We start from the raw sequence: 17,699 nt of genomic DNA on the forward strand, positions 1-17,699 counted from the left end.
TCGCCACGGGTCGCGCTATGATGTCGAATGCGAGGGGCGAAGGGTAGCACAAGTCGCACCAATAGAGAGACAAGGGAACAGAGGTAGGCGGATAGGTCATTGGCGTTAAAAAGCAAACGGCATTGGGGTTGTCTGGAGTTAATGCAAGAAAAAGGTTGACAGTAGGCAACGACGGTATTATTATGACGCTACGACTTCAATCTGAAGTCACCTTTTCCCCATATCAAATCGTCGAAGCTGGTTTGGTTGATGGGGTGCCTATAAGTTTCTTCCTTCGAAGCCCTGGGGCAACTATGCCCTTTGGGCGGAAGAATCACGGGTACCTTGGCAACTGAATCAGCTTTTTGTGTTGTGCCCATAGTCACCTGGGGACAGGACAAGCACTGTTCAAGGAGACCGCAAGCCAGTATGAGATCGCACAAACAAACGAAAGGGGAAATGGTTATGACAACAAAGCACGAGGATTATTTTCAGGGGTTAAGACAACAAATTTTCAATGAGGAGCAGTGGGATAGCCAAGTATTCGTGACATTTAATCACGAAGCCTCGTCGGGCAAATCGCGATACATGCATGAGCTTCTTTCCCAAGTAGCGACGACACCTCCATACCACCGCGCATTGTATGTTCAACTATTTGCAGGTGAGGAACTTGCGAACACTGTTCAGTCAATCAATCAGCATGCGGGGATGATCGTGGCGGCAGAGTTCATAGGCGGGGATAAGAAAATCAAGTACAAGTTACAACAAGCAAGCGAAATTCCCGTCTTGTGTGTCACCCACGAAATGTACTTCCAGTTCTGCCGCGGAAATTACTCAAACTTATGGTGTGGACGCGATATCTTGGTCATCGATGAATTTCCGTCCTTCATGCATCCCATCGCAATTGGTGGTGATGAGCTTGGACAATTCGTACTCAACTCCATTCGTCACCAAGACTTTGGCATGAAGTATCTTGCCGATAAGCTGATGAACAAATTTGTCGAGTTGGAGCGGGTGTATGAAGACTATTTAACGAATGACATTCCATTCGTTCGCTTCCCAGAATTAAGCGGTGATCTATCCAGATTGGAAGCCACCATGAATCTTGTTGATGATTCGGTAAATAAAACACTCATGGAAAACATCCATCACCTTATTAAGAATGGCGGCTACTTCTTCGAGGGGAAGTTTCATACCTATGATTTTCGTCTACCACCACTCATGCTACGAAACAATGTGGTGTTGGACGCGAATTCAGGGTTTGATTATCGTCCTGAACTATCTGACCAATTTCAGGTCAAGCGACAGGACAAGCTGTTTGATTATTCGTCTTCATCTTTGATTCATTATGCGGTGGATACAGGGAAAACAGCGTTAGGGACTTATACAAATTTTGCGGCGCAAGTCTTGAAGGAGATTTCACTCGAAGGGTGCCATGGTGCCTTATTTATCACAGATAAACAGAACGAAAAAGAGGTAGTCGAGAGTATTTTGGCTCACTTCAAGGAGTACGGTAACACGCTGGAGCAAATTTCCGAGAACCTGGGATACCCGATTGCGGTTGACCATTTTGGAAATTTAACTGGAGTCAATAAGTACCGAGACTTTGACACCGTTTTGGTTCTTAAGACACCCAATTTCAACTACATGACGTATCTCCTGAACCACTTTTATCACACGAAACAGGGAAGGGACAATATTCTCTTCCAAGATGATGAGGTTCAGTTGGTCAGAAGGCGAATGGTCGCAGGTGAAATTTACCAATCTATCCACAGAATTTGCCGCGACCACATTCGTCCTGCGAAGATATATGTTTTTTGCAATAATCAAGAGGTGGTTGACACGATTGTGAGTGAACTGCCAGGGGTGCAATATGTCAAAAAAGAACTGGCTGTCTCGCTAAAGAAGAGAAAGCGGAACGCAAAGGGAAATGGGAAGAATCAAGTGCCCCAAGTCACCCAGTTCCAACAATTGCTCTTAGAGTACAAAATGTCTGGTGCGGATTCGGTCAGTAAAAAGGAGGTTCAGGAGAAGCTGGGCATTAAGGATGCTTCCAATCTGAACAAGCTAACCCGACAGTCGAAGTCATTTCTGCAGGAAAAGGTAATCGTGGTGGAACATTATGACTTTCGTCTCAACCTGATGGCGGAAGCAAACTGAAAATCATCCAATCAGCTAATTTGGATTGAGGAGTTAGGGTGTCGGGACGTTGCTCCCGCACTTTAGCTCCTTTTTGTATGTTTGCGGATAGTCTACCCTGCACAGGTAGTGTTGTTTACCGATATTGGGCACTGGTTGCGGTAGCTGTCTTCGTTGGGTTCGGGGAGGGCATATCGCCAGCACAACTTTTCATTATGGGAGTGAGGGAAAGGCACTATAGCTCATTACTTTGGAACTCTTCATCGCCGTTTTGCGTAAAGTGGTAATCGGGAGCTTCATTCTTGTCTGAGAGGCATCATTGGCTGGATCAGTAGTAATAGTCTGGGACGTTTGTCGCAATCGGTAAATGGATGCATACCATTGTGGTAGTACGATTCGGACACAATGGTTTCGTTGCATTAGTCTTCAGGATTGTATGCCCTCTCTACGGGATGTGTGGTTTATTTCATTTCGTGGTAATGGATATCTTATATGTGGTAACGATCTTGTCGCAGAAAGCCTTCAACTTAGGCAGTTGTTAATTGTTGTTTCCAGAGAAAATTGTTTTCATCGCATTACCTTTTGCAATGCTACGAACGTTGCAGATGTTGCCATTACCCAGTTTTTGTGATTAGAACGCGCTCTTTACCTTAAACGATGGGAATTGAACCTGCGAATCTTGGTGCCCTTCCACTACATTTGAGATGATCAAATTACCTTTTACTGTTATGTCGCCCCCAGGCGACTGATGAGACACGGTTTTTCCCTTTTACGGAGGAAGATAAACCTATAAAGTTGGTCGCTGTTCCACGATAATTACATTTGTCACATAGACTCCGTTGCTTGCGAAAGTATGTTGTAGTCCCCAACGCGCAGGCGTTGATTGAAACACGTTCTTTACCTTAAAATCTGCAAATTCAACCTTTGCGAAAGTGGTATAAGTCTACCGACTCTAATCTTAGAGAGGAGGTAGACATACCACTTTTATTCGAGAGAATCTTTTATATCCCATTTGTTTCGATCAGGCGGAAGACGCGCGCCAAAAATACCACTTTTCATTCGTGAACAACTGGTCATCTGGACGTAAAGGCAGTTTGCATCACCTTGTTTGTCCCGCGCCGCCTTCTACACGACGTATAATACAAGGATGGTAAGCCGTCATCGGAACAAGCTACATAGGGGGAACACGATGGAGATCGACTTTGCGACCGAATCAGACTATGAGTTCATACAACAACGCGACCACCATGTTTTGACGGATCTGCTTATGGCGAAGATCAGGGCACATGAAGTATACATTGTGCGGAACGAAGAGGGGTCCAACATTGGGTGGATGCGATTCGGCTATTTTTGGGACAACACACCGTTTATGAACCTCATTTGGATTGAAGAACAGTATCGAGGGAAGGGAATCGGTCAGGAAGTTGTTCAACGCTGGGAACGAGATATGAAGCAGAAGGGCTTCAAGACAGTGATGACTTCGACACAGTCAGACGAGGATGCACAGCATTTTTACAGGAAGTTAGAATATCGCGACGCTGGTTGCTTACTGCTTGACACACAGCCGTTGGAGATCATTTTGATCAAAGACTTGGAGTAATGTTCTGACCAACTTGAGGGTAGGGTGAAGCTGAAAGGGGATATGGGGCGATGACCATTTTGGAAACACCAAGACTGTTACTACGCAGATGGGGCGAGCGGGATATTGTTCCGATGTCAAGGATAAATGCTGATCCAGAGGTAATGCGGTGGATTGGGGGAGGAGCAACACGAACGGAGGACGAGACTAAGACTTTCATCGAACGCTGTGAAGAAATGTGGGAGACACAGGGCTTTGGTCTATTTGCCGTGGAGATGCGTGATGCTGGTGAATTAGCTGGTTTTGTCGGGGTCTCTGTGCCTACGTTCTTACCCGAAGTGATGCCTGCTGTTGAAATAGGTTGGCGGCTTGATCGGTCGTTCTGGGGGAATGGAATTGCCACTGAGGCGGCAAAAGAGGCATTGCGATTCGGATTTGAAAATTGCGATCTTAGTAAGATTCTTAGCATATGCCAGATAGGCAACGGTGCTTCCGAACGCATCATGCAAAAGCTCGGCATGTATTTAAACCGAGAAACCATAGATCCGTCATGCGGTCGCAGGGTACGGATCTATGCAATAGAGCGTCAGGTGTAAGTAATTAAATCACCCTACTTTCCGAGATGAATGTTCCTTCGCTTTTGCACTCACGGGTGGCGAATGTGCCCCCTTCTAACTACATAATCGCCGAAAACGCGGATGCGGTTAAAGCCCAAAGCCGCGTCTTTTGGCGTTTAGGGCATTTTACAAACGCCAGTTTCACCAGCATGTCATCGGAGAGGGCATCACTCCCGCATCATGACTCCGATTCTATTCCTGTCATCTCGCGTCAAATCCCTTGTCAACACCCATCCTCTTTACACCCCCTGCTCAGACAGCATTCGACCAAAAATCCGTAGTCTCAAGGCTTGACAAGAACTATGATCAAACTATAGGCAACCGCCATGAAGGGAGGGATGAGCGAAATTGACGACGATGCAAAACATCATGGAAAGACTGGACGACCTCCGTAATCAGGTCTTCCTACACTCCCTAACCTCGAAATCCATTGACGAATTACTCAACATGCGCCAAGAAGCTTTAGACCTCAAGGAATCCTTTCTGAATTGCTCCTTCATTGGCACGGAAGTTGAGGTGCTGGATACGCTTCGCGTTGAGATCATGGAGTGCGAATTGACGACACATATTCTTGCGAGTGAAGCCATGTACCAAGATACCCAAGAACAGATACAGAAATTAAGCGACTTGTATCAAATGACCTTGATGTAAGGAGGCAGTGTAGAACATTGGCTAACGGGAATAACGCTGATTTTGACTCAAGAGATTTCCGCCGCTTAATTGCATGGCAGAAAGCTCAATCCTTGGCGGTGAGTGTTTTCAGAATCACAAAGCAACTACCATCGCAGGAGAAATATGGGACTATCAGTCAGATGACAAGGTGCGCCTCGTCAATAGCGGCAAACCTGGCTGAAGGGAACAGTTCGTGCTTCCCGCGTAAGACTCTCAGCTTTTACTCCATAGCAAGGGGTAGTTCTGATGAATTGAGATCCTGGCTCAATTTATGCTTGCGTTTGGACTTCATCAATCAAAAGGTGCATGATGAGTTGGATGAAGCTACTCAAGAAGTCATCCGATTGATCATTGCCCTCATACGGAAGGTCCAAAAGGAGATCAATCACTCTTCTTCTGTTCCCCGCTCTCGCAAAAGGACCCTGGACAAGCAGAAGCTTTCGCCCTATTCTGGAGCCAAACAGGAGGGATCGAAAGTGCACGATGACGATTTTGATTTTGAAGTCGCTGTGTTTCAATGGATAGAGCAATCGAAAGCAGAACGTGTGGAAGTGATGAGAAGAGAAGATCAACTACGGATGATGACCAACGATGAAGGTCGATTTTTACCTGATGTGCCGAGGGAGGAAGGGCAGTGGCGATATCGTAGAAGGTAGTTATCATGAAGAACCTCAATTAGCATTGATAAATAGATTGTTGACAATATGAGAAATTGATGGTAGTATTCGCGTGTACAATTGAATACTATATGAGAGATTTAAACTATTTTCCTCTCGATAGAACCGCGAAAGCTGGTTTGCGCGAGAGGTGATTAACTGAAACATTTAATGTTTTCCAATGGCTCTACAGGCTTAGTATGACTGTCTGCAGAGTTTTGGAAGTTAATGTTCAGGTTACTCACCTTTGCCGCAAATCAGCTTTTTTGTTTTGCTTCAAGGGTGCGAAACCGTCAAGGATTGGAGGGAAGACAATGCCAGGGCATTTAATTGGGTCAGCGATGTACAAAGGATATCAAATCAAAACTATGGATAAAGGAGAGTTTCTAATGAGCATGAACATGAAAGAGAAAAGCGTGACGATCCAGCAACTTCAACACTACTTGGTGTGCGAAAAGCTTAGCCACATTACCTCAATTTTAACGTATCGGTACGGAGTCAAGGTTACCCCCATTTCGTTCTATCCATATGGCTCTTATGAACTTGTGTTAAAGGGCGAAGAACCCGATTCGAATATATCGATCTGGTACGAGTCCAATAAAATCATCCAGAAAAAAGCGGATGAAGAGTCATTGAAAATATGGACGTATTTCGTGAGCCAACTCCCTTCTGACTATCCTATGGATAATGAGGAAAAAGCAGTGGTTGCAACATTTCCAGAAGGTGTTCAGCAAACGTGTATTTCGAATATGTCGCCTGCCGAGCGGATTCATCCAAATGAGGTAGAGTTGAGACAAAGCTTGGCATCAGAAAGACTGTCTCATATCGCTTCAATCCTGCAGTATCGATACGACATAGAAGCGGTTCCAGTGATTAAAGTCAAAGATGCCATATATCAAATTTGTGCGAAAGATTTTCGCGGCGGTGAGGATGCGGGGCACTCCTATAGCATTAAAGACATGCTCGAATGTAATGCGGAACAGGAAGCGTACTTTTTCAGGATGCTCTACTTGTGGCACACTACGTTCTCATAAGCGGCAACTATGTTATCCCGAAGGCGTTTCGTGATTTTGACGCAATTGCAGTGAAGCATGTGACGTGGTTTATCGGTAGGAGTGACGTGTTCCACACTGCTCCAGATGAGCCAGGTGGAGTAGAGACAGACATGTACTATTTTGTTTGATGACGGCGGGCTGGGTCAGTCAAAGTGACTCCAGCCCTTGTCGTTCGGTTGGGTATGGCTATCGCCAATCAACAGAATGTCACTTATGCTGAACTCAATGGATGATTCCCAAAACGTAGTGTATGCGGCAGAACGTGAATTCTGTTGCAAAGTCTTGCTCTTCAGATACCTCTGGAGTTAGAATTTGGCTATGATTTGCAACAGAACTACAAGAATTCTATACCGTGGAAAATGCAACAGAATTCCAGACGGTAGGGAGGCGACGCATGGAAAAGCTGATTGAAGAGTTTTCGGCGTTCCTCGCTCAAGGAAAGAGTGAAAACACGGTCAAGACCTACACTCTCAATGTCCAGCAATATTTTCGGTGGTTTTCCGATACATACGGGATGGACTGTCAGCGGCTTTACCGCGAAAACATCCTTGACTACAAGACTTATCTGCTGAATGTCAAAAAGTTCAAAGGTCGGCATCTCAACGCAAAGACTGTGAACAGGTGCTTGAGTGCGTTATCCTCTTTTAATCAGTTCCTCGTTGATAAAGGAATACAGAGCGATATTGTAGTTGAGAAGTCGGATCTCATTAAGGTTCAACTCGACTTTGCAAATCCTTGTGTCATTGAAAAATCCGATGTGGAAAACTTCCGCCAGCGGATTTTGGAGGCGGGAGACAAACGACTCTACGCTTTAGTCACCCTTTTGGCGTATGCGGGACCCAGAATTTCAGAAGCACTTGACCTCAAAATTACAGACCTGAGTCTGGAGACGAAAGAGCTTATTGTTCGTAGAGGTAAGGGCGGTAAACAGAGGACAGTGTACCTAAACACAAAAATTGTGAATGCGATACGGGCGTATTTAAAGGTACGTGTGTCGGACAGTGAGTACCTCTTTTCATCGAGAAAAAGCGAGAGGGTAGATAGAACAGTGATAAACAAACTGTTCAAGCGGTTCAGTGATACAGTGACCCCCCATATGCTCAGACATTTCTATGCCACGGAATGTTTAAGGGTCGGTTTTTCGATTCATGAGGTCGCCAATAGCTGTGGACATCGCGATATTCGTACGACCCTCATTTACAGTCACCCCAGTAGGGAAGAACTGAAGAGAAAAGCTGAGTTACTGTGATGTGTGGTCCGAAAATTGGTCTTGCAGTCAAGAAGTGCCATGGCATTTCAAGAGAACGAGGGATGACGAGTGAATCAGGGATCTTATCATGTGAAACATATTAAGGTCGCCGAACTGCTGAAGAAACTTACGGATGCGGGATGTGTCATTCGAGTGCATCCGAAAAACTCAGACCTCATCAACGTGCTTTCCTCTTCACGACGTTGCAATATCATTGGTGACATACGGACGCAGAGCGATAAAGGTTCCTTTCGACTGCAGAGAAAGTCTGATGGGAAATGGGTTTCATTCAGGACATTGGGTATGTCCATTGATGATGAAGCGTTTGTTTCAGATGTCTTGAGTTACATTCAATAACAGCCCTGAGTCACTGAACTGACCAGATTCATGATATGACAGTGCATAGGCGAGCGTATTGCCAAGCGATTCTCCTTAAAAAAAACGGAGAAGCATCGCTTATAGGCAAGACGCTCGCTTTTTTGTCTGAAGATAGGGATGTGATAACAATGGCGAAACAGCCGTGGACAGAAGAGAAGATGAACAAGTGGCTGAAGCAAGGAAGGGGTCAGGGTGAGTTGGAAGGATATCGCCCCTGGCTTACCACACAGGATTACCCTTCGAACGGTCGTTCCAGTCGCATCAAGGGCTGGAAGACTGGTCGTATCCATCACTTTTTAAGTGATATTGAGACTCGCTACTTCTACCTGCTCGAATTTGACGGGGCTTTGGTTTGGGATATCCGCGAACATTATCCACTGATCGATATAGAAGACGTACTTGCAGACTGTTGGGGTGACATCAATTGGAACAACTATCGCGACAAGGAGAGTGGGACTCAATACGTTTTGACCGTGACCTTTCTCCTCACCTTGACGAATGCAGAAGGGAATAAGCGGTACATCGCTCGGAGCGTGAAAGCCGCCGCCGAGTTGGAGAAGTCGAAAGTCTTGGAACGGTTCGAGTTAACGCGTCGTTATTTTGCAGAAAAGCAGATTGATTGGGGCATTGTCACCCAACACGATATCAACGTCACCAGAGCAAAGAATATCGAATGGGTGCATTCAGCAAAGAACTTGAATGACGGTTTTTCTACGCATGACGTTTCAAGATTGAAGAGAATCCTTGTTGAGTGGTTGGATTCCAGCCACAAGTCCGCGAGGGATGTGACCAACGCTTTGGACAGTCAGTTCAACCTCGAACCTGGGTCGGGCTTGCTGTTGTTTCGTCACCTGATCGCCAATAAACAGGTGTTAGTAGACATGGACGAACGTATCGACCTGGGCAAACCAGTAAATCAGGTGGTTCGAGGCACTGATTTGATGACGGATGGGAGTGAGATGCGAGATGCAGTTGACCGTTAACATGCTGATTCAATTCACGACTGAAGATGGCTCGCCAGGTCACATCGAGCGAGTGCTATGGATTCATGAACATCAGGAAAAAGTTGTGACCATTGAGATCCTGGGACAATCCAGTCTTCCAGAATTCAGGGGAGTGGATACCATCTTGGCATTGTTGTCAGCAGGACAAGCCTATATCTGTTCGGACGACCCACACCAAAGAGTCGTTACTGAAGAATCTATGACTGAAAAAGAGCGAGCAATTCGAGACAAAGCCTGGGAGATCGTTCAAGTGGTGGCGGGGGCAGGGACTCAACCGAACGTGTTCTATCCGAGATTTCGGGCAGAGGCAATAAGAAAGGCACGCGAGACATGTGGGGTCAGTGAAAAGACCATTCGCTCGTATCTGCGACGATTCTGGCAACGCGGACAACACAAGAATGCACTTCTACCCGATTACAAGTTGGGGGCAATCAACCGAAGTGGTTATTTAATAGGAAGAAAGAGAGGTCGCCCACGAAAGTTTGGGGAGATTGTCGGACAGGGGGTCAACGTGGATGAGGACACCAAACGCATTTTTCGAGTCGCCATCAACCGTTTTTATTATGGAGAAGGTTTGCCCCTTGTTCGCACCTACGAATTGATGCGCCGTGAGTATTATTCAGTTCAGGAGCAGGGTGATGACGGTACAAGGCAACAGGTTTTGCAGTCATCCGCAGAGACCCCGACTCTGGGTCAATTTAAATATCATTTTTACAAAGAACGAGATTGGAAACGCGAAATATCTGCTCGGCAATCCAAGAAGAACTACCTTCAAGGTCATCGGTCTTTATTGGGGGACTCGACATCGCAGGCTTATGGTCCAGGTAGCATTTTTCAAATCGATGCCACCATCGCAGACGTGTATCTTGTCTCAAGATACAACCGTAACTGGGTCATCGGCAGACCCGTCGTTTATGGCATTGTAGATACCTTTTCTCATATGGTGTGTGGGTTACATGTTGGTCTCGAAGGTCCCAGTTGGATTAGTGCAATGGGTGCACTCTACAATGTCGCACAAAACAAGGTTCAATTCTGCAAGGAGTACGGCATCCAGATTGACGAAGAACATTTTCCAGTTCATCACTTGCCTGAAGCTTTGTTAGCCGATCAGGGCGAGATTGCCAGTAAAATGGCGGAGCCGATGATTCGCAATCTGAACATCAAAGTGATGACAACGGGTTCCTACAGACCAGAGATGAAGGCAATTGTGGAACGTTTTTTCGAAACTATAAACGGGTACGTAAAGCCCATATTGCCTGGTGGGATTCAACCCGACTTTCAGGAACGTGGTTCCCACGACTATCGATTGGACGCAACCCTTGATCTCCATCAGTTCACCCAGATCATGATTCGCGCGATCCTGCACCATAACAACCACCATTGGATGAATTCATATCAACGCGATTCGTTAATGATCGAAGACGAAGTGGAACCCATTCCACTGAAACTATGGAACTGGGGGATTCAGAATCGTGCTGGTAAACTTCGCTCAATCTCCGAAGATTTGATGCGCTTGCATCTCATGCCTACTGCTACAGCGAGCATCACAGCGCGAGGGATTCGATTCAAAGGGATGTTTTACTCCTCTCGGCGAGCTTTGATGGAGCGATGGTTCGAGAAAGCCAGCAATGATGGGAGGAGTATAAAAACTACTGTATCCTACGACCCTCGAAATCTGAACTACATTTACATCCCGCAGGAGGACGGCAAGGGATTTGAAAAGTGTCACTTACTCGACCATCAAGCCCGTTATCGGGACAAAACACTGGAGGAAATCGAGCATCTCTTTGAGCAAGAGAAGTTCGACCGAAAAGCAAACGAGGATAGGATGCTACAGCGAAAAGTGGATCTCTTAACTGAGATTGATGACATTATCAAGGACGCGGAACGGATGACAAAACAGGAGCGCAACGCGGGCGAGAGTAAGAGCAAGCGAGTTCGCGATATTCGCATCAATCGTCATGTGGAGAAAGCGTTGAATCGCAAGGCAGATGCCTTTGTGTTGGACAAGTCAAAATCACAAAGCGAGGGGCAAGTTGTCTCAATGAGTCCAGGGGCTATAGCAGATGAACTCAACCCTGAATTGGCTTTACTAAAGAAAAAGCAGAGGGAGAAACTCGATGGAAGCGACGAATAAGGTTGTTATTCCGAATGGTTGTGAAGCCGTCATTGCAGAATATCGAGACCAGGATGTTTTTGATTACAGATACCATCCGTATATTGAAGCACTGCCACCGATTCTGTCACAGGAGGAAGTCATCGATCAATTAGCCGTCTATCCGCCTTTTGATCCTACCGAACGCCAGTTGGAGACACATATTCGCTTCCACCTGGTACAACGTCTTTTTCAGTATTTTCAACCCCTGTCTGTGCACCTCGACTTGGAAAGTAGGATTTCACGCCTGATCCGACAGGGGTATGTGTACCGAAACCCAATTCGACCTGGATTCCTGGAACAAATCGACGGGGCACAAGAATGGATTAGGAGCCGTCATGTAGAGGCAAGCGGAAATCAGGGTTTTCGTTCTCAGTCAGCACTGACGATTATCGGACCGAGCGGATTGGGGAAGAGCACAGCCATTAACAGAATACTGTCGCTGTATCCCCAAGTGATTGTTCATTCCGAATATCAGGGTATCCCATACAGTGCGTATCAAATAACCTGGCTGAAAATCGATTGTCCTCACGATGGATCAATCAAGGGTTTAACCATAGACTTCTTTCGAAATGTTGATTTGTTGTTGGGCACGAGATATTACCGCCAATACGGATCTGCACGTTACCCAATTAGTGCACTTCAACCTGCCATGTCTCAGATTTCACGTACATATGGATTGGGTTTGCTTGTCATTGACGAGATACAACACTTGAGTACCGCCAAGAGCCAGGGAGCGGAGAAAATGTTGAACTACTTCGTCACCCTGGTCAATACCATTGGAATCCCAGTGGTTCTAATCGGAACTAATAAAGCGGCGGGGGTACTCCAGTCACAGTTTCGACAGGCAAGGCGCGGCAGTGGGCAAGGAGACATGGTTTGGGAGCGAATGAAGCAGGATGCAAGTTGGGATTTGTTAATAGAAGGACTTTGGGACTATCAATGGGTTAGAAAACCCGTGACTTTAACACCCGAATTGAGTGCCGAATTGTATGATCTCAGCCAGGGGATCGTGGATATTGCGGTCAAGATTTTTGTTATGGCTCAGATCCGTGCCATGTCCTCTGGAAAAGAGACGTTGAGTGCGTCCTTGTTTCGGCAGGTGGCTAACGAACAACTGCGTTTGGTTCAGCCCATGCTCTCTTCATTACGATCTGGTAACGTGCGTGAACTTGCGAAATACGAAGATATTCAACCCATCGACATCAGTTCCTTCATCGAGCGGGAGTCGTCATCCATCAGGGTGAGCGAGAAGATCAAGGAGCTACAGGTGGCAAAGAAGAAACAAGTTGAACGTCAGGCAACAAGTGTCGAGAAAGAGTCCATCATCAAGTTGATAGAACTCGAAATATCGCCCGCGACAGCCAAACGACTGGTTAAGAAGGTGATGGAGGGAAAGGGAACTCTGACCGTGCCGACCGTTGTCAAAACTGCTTTGGCTCTTCATGCCCAAGGTGCTTCGGATAAAACTGATGAACGGTCTGCGTTGAAGGGGCAAACTGTCCAGGGAGACATTCGTATTGCTGTTGCAGAGGGCAAGAAAAAGGGACTGAGTGCCTATGAAGTGTTAAAACAGAACGGGATCATTAAGCCAACTTCCGACGATCCTCTGTTTGTCGTGGGGTGAGAGGTTGGTTGCGTTCTTTTTAACACCGTTTTGCGATGAGATTTTCTATAGTGTGTTAGGTCGGTTTCACCTGAAAAGCGGAAACATCAGTCCAAAAGCAACCATCATGGATTTGTACGGAACCACTACTGTTACCGCCGTCATTGATCTGCCTGCTCATTTCAACGCTTTGATCGAGCATCTTCCTCTACGTCATCCTTATACAGCCAATGGGTTGATCAAGAAGCACACCCTATACCCGTTTTATAGTGCCTTCCTGCCTCCAAAACGAGCGAGTCTGGTTTTGGAGTCTATGAAAGGCGATATTGGGCACTCCGTACACGGGCGGCTCGGTATTATGGCAAGTTCAATAAGCACTGATAAGACGCTCAAATACTGCGGTAAATGTTTTGAAGAGGATAGGATACGTTGGGGAGAGCCGTATTGGCATCGAGTTCATCAAGTATCTGGGGTCTATATATGTCCGACTCATAGGATTCCGCTGTGCCGAAGTCGATTCTTACCCCTGAATCGACATGAGTTCATCTCTGCCGCTCGCGAAGATTGTCAACAGGACATGCGGGAGAACAACGGTAACACCGAAGAGCTTTTCATCCAAGATGCCCCATCAGCATGGGACAATGCCGTTTCAAAGATAACCATATTGTTAGAAGATGACGAGTTGTCCACAAAATATCGAATGCTTGTGGATAATGTGGATAAGTTACTCAACTCCAGCTATCCAAATCGTCCGATGGAATGGTTTGCGAACCACTATGTTGCGCGGCTGAAGGAGATCGGACTTGCCAATGTCCATGGTCACGTAAGACAAGTGGAGTTTCGACGAGAGTTTCTAAACTATTACGGGGAACCATTTCTGGAGGTTATGCAATCTTCCGTTTCAGATCGAGAGGACAACTGGCTGAACGCCATAGTGCGAAAGCATCGTAAGACGTTTCATCCAATACGACATTTGCTCCTGATGCAGTTTCTCGGAATCAGTTTGGATGACCTCTTCGTAAAAGAGCCAGTGTATCAGCCTTTTGGCTCATCCCCGTGGCTTTGTTTAAATCCAGCCGCCGACCATTATCAGCAACCTGTTGTTGAGGATTTGTCGATTCGTTACGACAGCAAGATAAAGAGCCCGATTGGAACTTTTTCGTGTTCGTGCGGGTTTGTCTATGCGCGGAAGGGACCAGACACTGAAGCGGATGACAAGTACAGGAGCGGTAGGATAAAGGCTCTGGGTGTGGTGTGGGAGCATAAACTCAGTGAACTCTTAAAAGAAGACTTGAGCTTACGGGAGATTGCTCGAAGACTGCATGTCGATGTCAACACGGTAAAGAAGTATGCTGATCTTGCACAGCAAACCCGTCTGACAAAATCACCTGCTGTCCCCGATGACCTTCGGGAGCGTCGGCGGCAAGCTTGGATCGAATTGATGAGACAGAACGAGCAGAAGTCACGAACTAAACTTAGGCACATGAACAAGGCGTTGTACACATGGCTTTATCGCAATGATAAGAGTTGGTTGATAGAACATTCGCCGAAACCAAAACGGGTAATCACGACAAATTCGCGGGTTGACTGGGGCAAGCGAGACGAGGAAATTCTTGCTTTGGTACGGACTGAAGTGACGAGGATACTCACATCGGAAGATAAGCCAGAGCGGATTTCAATTAGCAGGATAGGGAAACGAATCGGCTATTTGTCCCTGCTGGAAAAGCGTTTGAACAAGATGCCGCAGACGAAATTCTACTTGGTGTCGGTGAAGGAAACTGTTGAGGATTTTCAGTTACGGCGAATCAAGTGGGCGATTCGGGAGATTGAGCGAGAAGGACAGGATTTGCAGTGGTGGAGGATAGTCAGAAAAGCTGGAATTCGGGGAGAGGCGGCAGAGAAGATAAGGCTGTATCATGAAGGGGAGAACACGCTTGGAAGGTAGCTAACGTCAAGAGATTTGAGGTGGTAGTGTGATCCAGTATTCTGTCTCTCAAATAGAAGAAGAAATCGAGAGAATTGCTAACGAGATGATTTATTGCAATCATCAATGTAGTGGTGAGGACATTGTATGTAACCTTTCCACAGGACAAATTCCGAGATGTCTCTACTTTGAACACGAAAACAGGAATTCTAATTCACCTGGCATAGTTGTAATCGGTATGAACCCTGGTTGGTCTGACGTAGATGAGCAGGATGACTACAAAAAATGGCTTAGTCAGAAGGCACTATCTTACAAGAATTTGCTAAATCGATTTGAAAGTGAAGGGTTTGGAGAAGTGGGGAAATTCTATCCTCCGATTCGAACCATTCTAAAGCACCTACAACTGGACGGACCGATTCTGTGGACAGAAGTTGCTAAATGCGAAAGTCAGAAGAGAGACGAAAAGACTAAGGTGCCATTGAAACGAAGAACAACATCGATATGTTCTCGATTGTATTTATCAAGGGAAATTCAGGTTATCCCCGAAGACTGGCTGTTTTTAGCGGTAGGGTTAGATGCATATGAGACAGTCCTACCACTTTCCCCTCGAAATCCACTCATTGGATGCTATCATCCAAACCATCGGAAGAAGGGGCAGAAACTTCAAACAAAAATCAAGAACAATCCGTCTTTGTATGTTTCAAAGTTAAGTTCAATGCAATCAGGTGATTTTTGCTTTTGGGATTGATCCAGGAGTAATGAATTCGCTGTCGTTTGGGGGATGGGCATGAGCATGAGCAATACGGAAAAACCCAAGTATGTGATAACCGTAAACGACGATCAGGATCTACTTAATCCTGCGTCATATCACATTGAACCAGTGCAAGTGCTTCAGCGGAGTGAAGTTGAGTCAACGGTAATTTCCGATACACTCGGAGAATTTAGGGTAAAGACGGAGAATATTTACGAAAACGAAATTGAAGCTCAAAAACGTTGCTACTTAGTTGCAAATGACGTAAGCCGAAAGCGTACGGCGAGAATTATTGCTGAAGGGGATCTGCCAGCACATATTCTTCCAAACTTCGACCCATTCATCACCACCAACCCGCTCCGCGTGCTGGAACGTAATACAGCGGTAATGATTCAAACTAATACGGTAACATCAACCGCGAACGTGCAAAAGGTGATACAAATAATGGCGATGACAGTTGAAGATATTAACATGATGATGATGCTTTGCAATTTAATGACCTTTGTTAACGACTACGCGAAGAAGCTACTCGGCAAATACATTATCGTTGAATTGTCGAGCCTGTTCATTTTGTTCAATGGGGGCAGTGATGTCAAAGGTCTAAAGGACTTCAACACGGACTATGCCAATCAAGAATATCGCCAGCTTCTTAGCACGATACGTAATCTCGAAAAGACGTGCTCGTTTAGGCTTATAAGAGATAAGGTTGCGGCTCATAAAGACAGCAATTTGGATATGCAAGGGTACATAAGCATCTGGAACCGAATCACATATAAATCAATTGATGCCTATAAAAGAGCACTGTACGATCATTTGGACAAGGTGTTACAGAAATATTACCCTCATGAATATGTTGATTATTTCAAAATGAATTATTCTACCCTTAATGGACTAATGATGACCGCAAAGGAGGGCTACGAATCGTTTGGTGACTATGAAGTTTAGTGAAATCAGTACACGTAGGGGGAATTCCCATGGATTTAGATATATTAGTATCGACCATAATTACCGCTACTGCGGCATTGGTTGCCATTATCGGCGGATTCCTGGTCAGTAGAGTAATAGCTATTTCAAGTGAACGAGGCGGAATTGAAAGACGTTTGAGAGAAATAAACAATGATTTGTCAGCCAAGGAAGCAATGCTCAAACGAGTCGAACTTACGTTGTTGGAACAAGATGTAGAGGACTTCATCAGAGATAATCACGAGAAGATATTGTTAGAAGAAAAGTCGCTGGATGAGCTTCTTGCTGACGACAAAAACCGTTATTATCCGTCTGCAGAAGAATTGAAGCCTTATATTGACGAATTGAAGCAGATACAAGAAGAACTTATGGACCTGATACAGTCCAGCGAAGATGATATAACTTCATTAACCTTCGATGAATTTGCGTCAGGTGTCTCCTTCAAGTTGTCTCACCGAAAAGAATGGTATGAACTCACCTATAACACCTTAAAGAAGCTGTCAGCCAAGCGAGAAAACACACTGGCATCTGTATTTTCGTATCCATTACCTTTAGATATTCCAGTTATCAGCAATGCGAGGATACAGACTTATCGAGAAAAGGTAAAGGAGCGAGATAGACTACGCGATGAGGTTCATATATTGAAAATGCAGAAGGATGGACAGATTAAGATCCTTGGAGACTACGGCAAACCAATAGGGCTATGGAGCGGTTTATTTGTATTGATCTACTCGTGCATAGTTGGAATAGGGTACCCCAGCATCTACCTACCCTGTCCGAAAAATGTATACAATGATACCTTCATAAAATGGCTTTTAATTGGATTATTTTTCAGCGAACTAATTGCATTGTTTATATATTTGATATTCGCTTTGTATCGGCTTACCAAGAGCAAAGAGGAGTACGAATGCAGTTCATTCCAATAGGTAAGAAATGCGGACGTTTGCTTTTTCATGGAAGTAGGATTCAACT

At 45.6% G+C, this 17,699-nt stretch carries 16 protein-coding genes; all 16 read left to right on the forward strand.

The window, feature by feature from the left end:
• The first annotated feature begins 444 nt into the window (after nt 1-444).
• The 16 genes from NZD89_RS02440 (at nt 445) to NZD89_RS02515 (ending at nt 17,653) form a co-directional block, all read left to right on the forward strand.
• A complete protein-coding gene (locus NZD89_RS02440; protein ID WP_268006265.1) occupies nt 445-2,139 on the forward strand; it encodes a hypothetical protein in 1,695 nt (564 codons plus the stop codon).
• Between the two features lie 1,168 nt (nt 2,140-3,307).
• Nucleotides 3,308-3,718, forward strand: coding sequence for a GNAT family N-acetyltransferase (locus NZD89_RS02445; RefSeq protein ID WP_268006266.1), 411 nt, complete (start codon nt 3,308-3,310; stop codon nt 3,716-3,718).
• Between the two features lie 50 nt (nt 3,719-3,768).
• Nucleotides 3,769-4,293, forward strand: coding sequence for a GNAT family N-acetyltransferase (locus NZD89_RS02450; protein ID WP_268006267.1), 525 nt, complete (start codon nt 3,769-3,771; stop codon nt 4,291-4,293).
• A gap of 369 nt (nt 4,294-4,662) precedes the next feature.
• Nucleotides 4,663-4,965: a hypothetical protein gene (locus tag NZD89_RS02455; RefSeq protein ID WP_268006268.1), complete on the forward strand. Its 303-nt coding sequence runs from the start codon at nt 4,663-4,665 to the stop codon at nt 4,963-4,965.
• Nucleotides 4,966-4,982: 17 nt separating this feature from the next.
• Entirely contained in the window at nt 4,983-5,642 is a 660-nt protein-coding gene (locus NZD89_RS02460) for a four helix bundle protein (RefSeq protein ID WP_268006269.1), read from the forward strand.
• Between the two features lie 314 nt (nt 5,643-5,956).
• A complete protein-coding gene (locus NZD89_RS02465; protein WP_268006270.1) occupies nt 5,957-6,676 on the forward strand; it encodes a hypothetical protein in 720 nt (239 codons plus the stop codon).
• Nucleotides 6,655-6,825: a hypothetical protein gene (locus NZD89_RS02470; protein ID WP_268006271.1), complete on the forward strand. Its 171-nt coding sequence runs from the start codon at nt 6,655-6,657 to the stop codon at nt 6,823-6,825. Before NZD89_RS02465 ends, NZD89_RS02470 begins: the two co-directional genes overlap by 22 nt.
• A 266-nt stretch (nt 6,826-7,091) precedes the next feature.
• On the forward strand, nt 7,092-7,946 hold the full coding sequence (locus NZD89_RS02475) for a tyrosine-type recombinase/integrase (protein WP_268006272.1): 855 nt from the start codon (nt 7,092-7,094) through the stop codon (nt 7,944-7,946).
• A 69-nt stretch (nt 7,947-8,015) separates the two neighbouring features.
• Complete coding sequence (locus tag NZD89_RS02480; protein WP_268006273.1) at nt 8,016-8,303, forward strand: hypothetical protein; 288 nt, start codon at nt 8,016-8,018, stop codon at nt 8,301-8,303.
• A gap of 149 nt (nt 8,304-8,452) precedes the next feature.
• A complete protein-coding gene (locus NZD89_RS02485; protein WP_268006274.1) occupies nt 8,453-9,307 on the forward strand; it encodes a TnsA endonuclease C-terminal domain-containing protein in 855 nt (284 codons plus the stop codon).
• Complete coding sequence (locus tag NZD89_RS02490) at nt 9,291-11,465, forward strand: TnsB C-terminal domain-containing protein (protein ID WP_268006275.1); 2,175 nt, start codon at nt 9,291-9,293, stop codon at nt 11,463-11,465. The genes NZD89_RS02485 and NZD89_RS02490 overlap by 17 nt, the downstream gene beginning before the upstream one ends.
• A complete protein-coding gene (locus tag NZD89_RS02495) occupies nt 11,449-13,110 on the forward strand; it encodes an ATP-binding protein (RefSeq protein WP_268006276.1) in 1,662 nt (553 codons plus the stop codon). Before NZD89_RS02490 ends, NZD89_RS02495 begins: the two co-directional genes overlap by 17 nt.
• Nucleotides 13,111-13,114: 4 nt before the next feature.
• The gene (locus NZD89_RS02500; protein WP_268006277.1) at nt 13,115-15,034 is read left to right on the forward strand and encodes a TnsD family Tn7-like transposition protein; all 1,920 of its coding nucleotides are present in this window, start codon (nt 13,115-13,117) and stop codon (nt 15,032-15,034) included.
• Between the two features lie 28 nt (nt 15,035-15,062).
• Nucleotides 15,063-15,761 carry a hypothetical protein gene (locus tag NZD89_RS02505; protein WP_268006278.1) on the forward strand — a complete coding sequence of 233 codons (699 nt, stop codon included), beginning with the start codon at nt 15,063-15,065 and terminating at the stop codon, nt 15,759-15,761.
• A gap of 39 nt (nt 15,762-15,800) precedes the next feature.
• Nucleotides 15,801-16,709, forward strand: coding sequence for a hypothetical protein (locus NZD89_RS02510; protein ID WP_268006279.1), 909 nt, complete (start codon nt 15,801-15,803; stop codon nt 16,707-16,709).
• Between the two features lie 29 nt (nt 16,710-16,738).
• Entirely contained in the window at nt 16,739-17,653 is a 915-nt protein-coding gene (locus NZD89_RS02515; RefSeq protein WP_268006280.1) for a hypothetical protein, read from the forward strand.
• Nucleotides 17,654-17,699: the final 46 nt, after the last annotated feature.

Source organism: Alicyclobacillus fastidiosus, from assembly GCF_026651875.1.
Lineage (GTDB): Bacteria > Bacillota > Bacilli > Alicyclobacillales > Alicyclobacillaceae > Alicyclobacillus > Alicyclobacillus fastidiosus.

Bases quoted from the DNA above. Each gene is read 5' to 3' on its own strand.
- NZD89_RS02465 (WP_268006270.1), top strand. From the start codon at position 5,957: ATGCCAGGGCATTTAATTGGGTCAGCGATGTACAAAGGATATCAAATC.
- NZD89_RS02445 (WP_268006266.1), top strand. From the start codon at position 3,308: ATGGAGATCGACTTTGCGACCGAATCAGACTATGAGTTCATACAACAA.
- NZD89_RS02485 (WP_268006274.1), top strand. From the start codon at position 8,453: ATGGCGAAACAGCCGTGGACAGAAGAGAAGATGAACAAGTGGCTGAAG.
- NZD89_RS02490 (WP_268006275.1), top strand. From the start codon at position 9,291: ATGCAGTTGACCGTTAACATGCTGATTCAATTCACGACTGAAGATGGC.
- NZD89_RS02440 (WP_268006265.1), top strand. From the start codon at position 445: ATGACAACAAAGCACGAGGATTATTTTCAGGGGTTAAGACAACAAATT.
- NZD89_RS02510 (WP_268006279.1), top strand. From the start codon at position 15,801: ATGAGCATGAGCAATACGGAAAAACCCAAGTATGTGATAACCGTAAAC.
- NZD89_RS02475 (WP_268006272.1), top strand. From the start codon at position 7,092: ATGGAAAAGCTGATTGAAGAGTTTTCGGCGTTCCTCGCTCAAGGAAAG.
- NZD89_RS02495 (WP_268006276.1), top strand. From the start codon at position 11,449: ATGGAAGCGACGAATAAGGTTGTTATTCCGAATGGTTGTGAAGCCGTC.
- NZD89_RS02450 (WP_268006267.1), top strand. From the start codon at position 3,769: ATGACCATTTTGGAAACACCAAGACTGTTACTACGCAGATGGGGCGAG.
- NZD89_RS02515 (WP_268006280.1), top strand. From the start codon at position 16,739: ATGGATTTAGATATATTAGTATCGACCATAATTACCGCTACTGCGGCA.